Genomic DNA, 7348 nt, shown 5'->3' on the forward strand with positions numbered 1-7348 from the left:
GTCGCCCCGGCGGATCAGGGCGGTGGCGGTGCCGACGCGGCCCTGGGCGTCGTCCATGGCCAGGAGGGCGGCGGTCATGCCGTCCAGGGAGACCGTCCCGGCCTTGCCCAGCCGCAGACTGTCGGCGTTGCGCAACCCGCTCAGGAAAGCGACGGCGCCAGCCGGATCGCGCAGCATCAGCTGGCCGCCCCCGTCACCGGCCGACTCGCCGGACCAGAGCGTCGGATCGACCCGCGGGCCACCTCGTTTCGAGCCGCCTCCAGCAATCCGGATATCGGCCCGATCGAAGCCGGTATCGCTCTCGAGGACGATCTCGATCGCCCCCGCCGGCCCGGCTTCGCGCGTGACCCGGACCACCGATATGGCGTCGGAGCCTTCCTCGCGGCTGAAGCCCTTGGCCTCGCAGCGCCCGGTGTTGTCGCAGGCGGTCTGCCAGTCCCGGAACTCACGATAGAGCGGCAGATCGGGAGGCGCGGCCAGCGCCGGCACGGTTATACCGAGAAGGCCGAAGGCCAGGAGCACCCCTGCTGCCGATCTCAATCCGTCCTCCATATGCCGACGGCCCGCCCCTGCCCGGCACAGCCGCCGGAGCCTTGGGGGATGTCCTTACGCCTAAAGGCCGATTGGCTCGGAATTATGGCATAGGCGGGCGTTCCCATCGACCCCGAGCGGCGGCCTCCGGAAGCGTGCGGATCAGCCCTCGGCGGCGAGGAATTGCAGGATCGCCTCGGCCACCGCGTTCGGGGCCTCGCGCTGGGGGAAATGACCGATGCCGGGCAGCACGTCGCGCTCGTAGCGGCCGCGGAAGAACCTTTCCTTCCCGGCCGAGGTCGAGGGGTCGTTGCAGGGGTCGGAGCCGCCGTGCAGCACCAGCGTCGGCACGCCGATCTCCGGGCTCCCGGCCAGCCGGGCCTCCAGCGCGTCATAGCGCGGGTCGCGCGGCGCCAGGCCCCAGCGTACCCGGTAGGAATGCAGCACCACCTCGGCCCAGTCCGGGTTGTCGAAGGCCGTGGCCGTCTCCTCGAACTCCGCGTCGGACAGCTCCCAGCCCGGCGTCCAGATCCGCCAGATGTGACGGGTGAAGCCGCGGCGGTCACCGCGCACCAGATCGGCACCGCGGTCGAGCGCCATGTACCAATGGTACCAGTAGTTCTGGACCTGGATCAGGCTCAGCTCCTGGTCCGGCGCATTGGTGCCCCAGCCGACCGACATGGCGACGGAGTGCGACACGCGATCCGGCGCCAGGGCGCTGGCGATGTAGGCCGCCCGGGCACCCCAGTCGTGCCCGACCACGGCGAAGCGGCCGAGGCCGAGCGCGCCGGCGAAATCGAGCAGATCCTGCCCGAGCGCGGAAAGCTGGCCCGAGCGCATGATGCCCGGATCGCGGAAGGCGGTGCCGCCGAAGCCGCGGAGATTCGGCACCAGGGTGCGGAACCCGGCCTCGTGCAGCATCGGCAGCACCCGGTCCCAGCTGCGGAGATGGTCCGGCCAGCCATGCAGCAGCACCAGCGGCGGACCGTCCCTCGGTCCCGAATCCTCGTAGGCGATGCGCAACAGCTCGGTGTCCACCGACGACACGGTCCGGGTCACGGCTCTCTTCCTGGCCTCATTCCTTCACGGCGCCGGTCATGCTGGAGACGTAGTGCTCGACGAAGAAGGAGTAGAGCAGCACCACGGGCAGCGATCCCAGCAGGGCGCCGGACATCAGGGCGCCCCATTGGTAGGTGTCGCCCTGCACCAGCTCGGTCAAGACCCCGACCGGCACGGTCTTGCGCTCGGAATCCGAGATGAAGGTCAGGGCGTAGATGAACTCGTTCCAGGACAGGGTGAAGGCGAAGATCCCGGCCGAGATCAGCCCGGGCACGGCCAGCGGCAGGGTGATGCGGCGCAGGATCTGCAGCCGCGAGGCGCCGTCGATGATGGCGCATTCCTCCAGCTCGAAGGGAATCGAGCGGAAATAGCCCATCAGGAGCCAGGTGCAGAACGGCACCAGGAAGGTCGGATAGGTCAGAATCAGCGCCCATTGGCTGTTGAGCAGGCCGAGCTGGCCGAGCTGCACCGCCAGCGGGATGAACAGGATCGAGGGCGGAACCAGATAGGCCAGGAAGATGGCGAGGCCGACGAAGCGCGCCCCGGTGAAGCGCAGCCGCTCGATCGCGTAGGCGGCGAGGACGGAGCAGACCAGCGCCAGCACGGTCGATCCGACCGCGATTACCATCGTGTTCCAGAGCCAGTTGGGATACGAGGTCTCGAACAGCAGGAACTGGATGTGCCGCAGCGTCGGCTCGGCCACCCAGAGCGGGTTGAAATCCTTGTAGTTGTACAGCTCGGCGTTCGACTTCACCGAGGTGATCCCCATCCAGTAGAACGGGAACAGCAGCACGAAAACGAACACCGCCAGCGGCAGGTAGACCGTCACCACCCGGCGCGGCAGCTTCTCGAGATAGCCCATGCCGCCTTCGTCGGCGACGGCGTCCTGTTTCACGGCCATCAGTCGCGCCCCCCCTGCTGCCAGCGCTGCCGCTGCAGGCCGAAATAGCTGAACATCACCGCCGCCAGCAGGAACGGGATCATGGCCGAGGCGATCGCCGCCCCCTCCCCCAGCTGGCCGCCGGGAATGGCGCGCTGGAACGACAGCGTCGCCATCAGATGGGTGGCGTTCAGCGGGCCGCCGCGGGTCAGCACATAGATCAGCTGGAAGTCGGTGAAGGTGAACAGCACCGAGAAGGTCATCACCACCGCGATGATCGGCGACAGCATCGGCAGGGTGATCCAGCGGAAGCGCTGCCAGTTGCTGGCGCCGTCCAGCACCGCCGCTTCGTACAGCGATTGCGGGATGGTCTGCAGCCCGGCCAGCAGGGTGATGGCGACGAAGGGGATGCCGCGCCAGATGTTGGCGGCGATCACCGAGGCGCGGGCATTGGCGACATCGCCGAGGAAGTTGATCGGCGTGTCGATCAGCCCGAGCTGGATCAGCGCCCAGGAGATCACCGAGAACTGGGCGTCGAAGATCCACCAGAAGGCGATGCCGGACAGCACGGTCGGCACCACCCAGGGCAGCAGCACGATGGCGCGCAGGAAGGCCTTGAACGGCAGATGCCGGTTCAGCAGCAGCGCCAGCCACAGGCCGAGCACGAATTTGAACAGGCTGGCGACGACCGTGTAGAGGATGGTGTTGAACACCGACAGCCAGAAGATCGGGTCGTCGAACAGGAACTCGTAGTTCTCGGTGCCGATCCAGATGCCGGGGCGCCCCAGCCGCGTGTCGGTGAAGCCGAGATAGACGCCGAGGCCCAGCGGATAGGTCAGGAACAGCAGCAGGATCACCGCGGCCGGCAGCAGGAAGGCCAGCCCCAGCGCGTTGCGGCTCTCCATCATCCGCGCCATCCAGGACGGGGCCGGGGGCGGCGATCTTCGCTGCGCGATCGTCGACATCTGTCCTCCACTCGTACCGGCCGCCTTGTGCGAGCGTCCGGCTGCGGCCTGGGGCCGCGCTGAAGTTGATCGTCCCGCTACCGGCGCGGGATCGCGGGGTCGAGCCCCTTGACGGTGTCGAGCCCGACGGCGCCGGTCAGCACCGCGCCGCCGAAATCCGCCCCGGTGGCGTCGGCGCCGGTGAGATCCGCCCCGGTGAGATCGGCGCCGGAGAAGTCGGCATGCAGCAGGCTGGCGCCGGTGAAGCGCGCCCCCTGCAGCTTGGCGAAGCGGAACCAGGCGCGGCCGAGATCGGCCCGGGTGAAATCGGCGCCGTCCAGCCTGGCGCTGGAGAAATCGGCCCGCAGGATCCCCATCGACTGGTTGCGCATGTCGACCGCCAGCTTGGCCCCGGTGAAGTCGGCCCCGCGCAGGTCGAAGCCGCCGAACCGGGCGATCACCCGCGCCCCGGCGAACTTCGTCCGCAGGAAGACCGGCGCCTCGGCCGGGTTGGTCTGCAGGCCCGATGCGACGACCAGCCCCTGGACATTCGCCCGGGACAGGTCGGCCCCGGTGAAGTTCGCCCGGATCACCCAGGCCAGGCCGAGATTGGCGCCGGTCAGGTCGGCCCCGGTCAGGTTGCTGTCCTCCAGCTTGGCCGCGAACAGGTCGGCGCCGGCGAACTTCGCCCCGGACAGGTCGAGCCGGCTGAGATCGGCCTTCTCCAGCGACCTGCCGGAGAAGTCGGCCGGCGCGGCCGGGGTGGCGCGGGCCAGGGCCGCGACCACCTGGTCCCGCGTCAGGTCGGCGCCCCAGCCCGGCGCGGCCAGGGCGGCGAACAGCACCGCCAGCAGGATCCGACAGCCGAATGCCATGCCCGACCTCCCTGCCGGGGAACCGCACCGGGCAGCGCGGTCCGCCCCCTCACCCTCCCGCCGCCTGCGGCGTCGGGCCCCTCCCCCTCCCCGAGGAGAGGGAAAATGCACCTCTCCTCGGGGAGAGGTCGAAATCGCGGAGCGATTTCGGGTGAGGGGGTGGCCCAGGCCCATCCAGCGAACCAGCCTACACCCGATAATACCGCTCGGCCCGCTTCTGGGCCCGGGCGGCGGCTTCCTCCGGCGTGCGCTGGCCGGTGGCGGCCTCGGCCACCATGTTGACGACGATGTAGTCCGCCATCACCGCGGCCGAGGCATAGCCCAGCGGGCCGGCATAGCCGTTCGGGCGCAGCCGGGCCGAGGCGCCGGCATAGGCGGCGTTGTTCGGGTCCGCCTTCCACACCGGGTGGTCGGCATAGCCCTTCAGCGGCTGGCAGCAATAGCCGCTCGACGCCTCCATCCAGGGGAAGAACTGCTCCTTCTCCCACATGAAGCGCAGGTACTCCTTCGCCGCGTTCGGGTACTTCGTATAGTTGAACGCGACGGCCGTGGTGGTCTGGCACAGCTCGACCGACTGGCCGACCGGGCCGATCGGCAGCGGCACGCAGCGGATGTCCTTGGCCATCTCCTGCAGGTTCGGGTCGTTCTTGGCGGCGTAGTACAGCGACACGCCGTTGGCGGTCATGCCGATCTCGCCGGCCAGGAAGGCGCGGTTGTTGTTGGTGTCGAGCCAGGCCTCGGTGCCGGGGATGAAGGTCTTGTAAAGCTCCGCGGCGTATTTCAGCCCGGCGATCGTCTCCGGGCTGTTGACGGTGACGTTGCCCTGCTCGTCGACCATCTTGCCGCCATGGCTCCACATGATCCAATGGCCGAAATTGTTGCCGTCGCCGACGCCGTTGCCGAGGGTGAAGCCGGCCGGGTGGCCGATCTCCTTCAGCTTGCGGCACAGCGCCAGGAAGCCGTCGGTGTCCTTCGGGAACTCGTTGAAGCCGGCCTGCTTGACCCAGCTCTCGCGGTAGCAGATGGCGTTGCCGATGGTGGCCAGCGGCAGGCCGATGAACTTGCCGTCGCGCTGGGCGTAGCCCTGCAGGCCCTCGTACCAGCCGCCATACTTGTTGCCGAGATAATTGGCCAGCTCGGTGACGTCGAGCAGCTTGTCCGGATACAGCTGGGCGTCGTCGAACCAGACCAGCACGATGTCGGGCCCGCTGCCGACATTGGCGGCCACTGCCGCCTTCGGCCGGATGTCCTCCCAGCCCTCGCTGTCGACCCGCACCGGGACGCCGTACTTGTCGCTGAACGCCTTCGTGTTGGCCAGCCACTGGTTCTCGTCGCCCTGGACGAACTTGGCCCAGCGCAGCACCCGCAGCGACGCGCCCTGCTCGGGTGTGTAGGACAGGTCCTGGGCCATGGCGGGCCGGACCAGGCCGGACGTACCAAGGGTGCCGGCGGCCGCCAGGCCCGCCCCCGCCTTCAGGATCCCGCGCCGCGTGAACTCAGCCATGTTTCCTCTCCCGTCTGTCTTTGCTTGAAAATCGCTGTTTGAAAGCCGGCCGTCGCCGTCTAGAGGCGGCGTTCGGTGTCCGCGTCGAACAGGTGGACCCGGCCCACATCCGGCTGCAGCCGGATGGTGTCGCCGGGGCCGAAGCCCTGGCGCTCGCTGAACATGGCGCAGATCTCCTGCCCCGCCATGCGGCCATAGACGAAGGTGTCGTCGCCGGTCGGCTCCACCACCTCGACATCGGTCGGCAGCCCGGCCCCGTCGGCGGCGACGCGCAGATGCGACGGCCGCACGCCGTAGCGCACCCGCTTGCCGGCCTCGACCCTGGCCCCTGGCGGCAGCGGCAGCAGCGTGCCGCGCCGGCGCGGACGCCGCCATCGGCCACCGTGCCGTCGATGAAGTTCATGGCCGGCGAGCCGATGAAGCCGGCGACGAAGACATTGGCCGGGTTGTCGTAAAGGTGCAGCGGTGCGCCCGCCTGCTCCACTCGCCCGTCGCGCATCACCACGATCTGGTCGGCCATGGTCATGGCCTCGACCTGGTCGTGGGTGACGTAGATCGAGGTGGTCTTCAGCCGCTGGTGCAGCAGCTTGATCTCGGTGCGCATCTGCACCCGCAGCTTGGCGTCCAGGTTCGACAGCGGTTCGTCGAACAGGAACACCTGCGGGTTGCGCACGATGGCGCGGCCCATGGCGACGCGCTGGCGCTGGCCGCCGGAGAGCTGGCGCGGATAGCGGTCGAGCAGCGCCGACAGGCCGAGGATGGCGGCGGCCTCGCCGACCAGCCGGTCGATCTCGGCCTTGTCGGTCTTGGCCAGCATCAGGGCGAAGGCCATGTTGTCCCGCACCGTCATGTGCGGGTAGAGCGCGTAGTTCTGGAACACCATGGCGATGTCCCGCTCCTTCGGCGCGACATCGTTGATGCGGCGGCCGGCGATGGAGATGTCGCCGCCGGTGATCCGCTCCAGCCCCGCGATCATGCGCAGCAGGGTGGACTTGCCGCAGCCGGAGGGGCCGACCAGCGCCACGAACTCATGGTCGCCGATCTCGATGTCGACGCCATGGATGATCGGAACGGTGCCGAAGCTCTTGGTGACACCACGGATCGAGACCGAGGCCATTCCCCCTCCCTTTGAGCGCTGCCGGAGGCATCCTGGCCGCCGATCGTTGCTGGAGAGGGTAGCCGATGGTCCGCTCGGGTCAAACGGAATCGGCGCTTTGGTCATACAAATCTGATACCGGTATCAATCGATGGCCCGGCGATGCGTCCCCATCAGCAGCCGGCGGGCAAGGCGTCGCACCGCCGGAAGCCCTCGAGAGATACGCCGGACCAGATCCTAAATTACAACGTATTCATGAAACAAGTTTCTCTGCCATCACGAATACACAAACATCGATCGGAGCACCATCCTTATACACACCGATCGAGCGCCCGTCCGGATCGACCGGAGGCGCCACGCCAATGGAGGGAGATCATGCTGAACGCCTTTGATCGCCGGAATTTCCTGATGGGGCTGGCCGCGGCCGGCGGCGTCGCTGCGCTGGCGGCAGCCCCTGCC

The 7348-nt window shown here is 68.5% G+C and carries 7 protein-coding genes and 1 pseudogene; all 8 read right to left on the bottom strand.

What is annotated here, in order from left to right; translation table 11 throughout:
- On the bottom strand, positions 1-489 hold a 489-nt coding region (locus P409_RS21055), incomplete at its 3' end, for a DUF1176 domain-containing protein (protein ID WP_161790441.1).
- A 204-nt stretch (positions 490-693) separates the two neighbouring features.
- The gene (locus P409_RS21060; protein WP_034843220.1) at positions 694-1590 is read right to left on the bottom strand and encodes an alpha/beta fold hydrolase; all 897 of its coding nucleotides are present in this window, start codon (positions 1588-1590) and stop codon (positions 694-696) included.
- A gap of 16 nt (positions 1591-1606) precedes the next feature.
- Positions 1607-2491, bottom strand: coding sequence for a carbohydrate ABC transporter permease (locus P409_RS21065; protein WP_034843224.1), 885 nt, complete (start codon positions 2489-2491; stop codon positions 1607-1609).
- Entirely contained in the window at positions 2491-3435 is a 945-nt protein-coding gene (locus P409_RS21070) for a carbohydrate ABC transporter permease (protein ID WP_034843228.1), read from the bottom strand. The genes P409_RS21065 and P409_RS21070 overlap by 1 nt, the downstream gene beginning before the upstream one ends.
- 77 nt (positions 3436-3512) lie before the next feature.
- Positions 3513-4289 (bottom strand): pentapeptide repeat-containing protein, encoded by a 777-nt coding sequence (locus P409_RS21075; protein ID WP_052121068.1) that lies wholly within the window; start codon positions 4287-4289, stop codon positions 3513-3515.
- 187 nt (positions 4290-4476) lie between these two features.
- Positions 4477-5793, bottom strand: a complete 1317-nt coding sequence (locus P409_RS21080; protein WP_034843231.1) for an ABC transporter substrate-binding protein — start codon at positions 5791-5793, stop codon at positions 4477-4479.
- A gap of 59 nt (positions 5794-5852) precedes the next feature.
- Positions 5853-6095: a TOBE domain-containing protein gene (locus P409_RS41610; RefSeq protein ID WP_430515650.1), complete on the bottom strand. Its 243-nt coding sequence runs from the start codon at positions 6093-6095 to the stop codon at positions 5853-5855.
- Between the two features lie 107 nt (positions 6096-6202).
- A pseudogene (locus P409_RS21085) lies at positions 6203-7015 on the bottom strand (ABC transporter ATP-binding protein); the annotation flags it as partial.
- Between the last annotated feature and the right edge of the window lie 333 nt (positions 7016-7348).

Source organism: Inquilinus limosus MP06 (assembly GCF_000767795.1).
GTDB classification, from domain to species: Bacteria; Pseudomonadota; Alphaproteobacteria; order DSM-16000; family Inquilinaceae; genus Inquilinus; species Inquilinus limosus_E.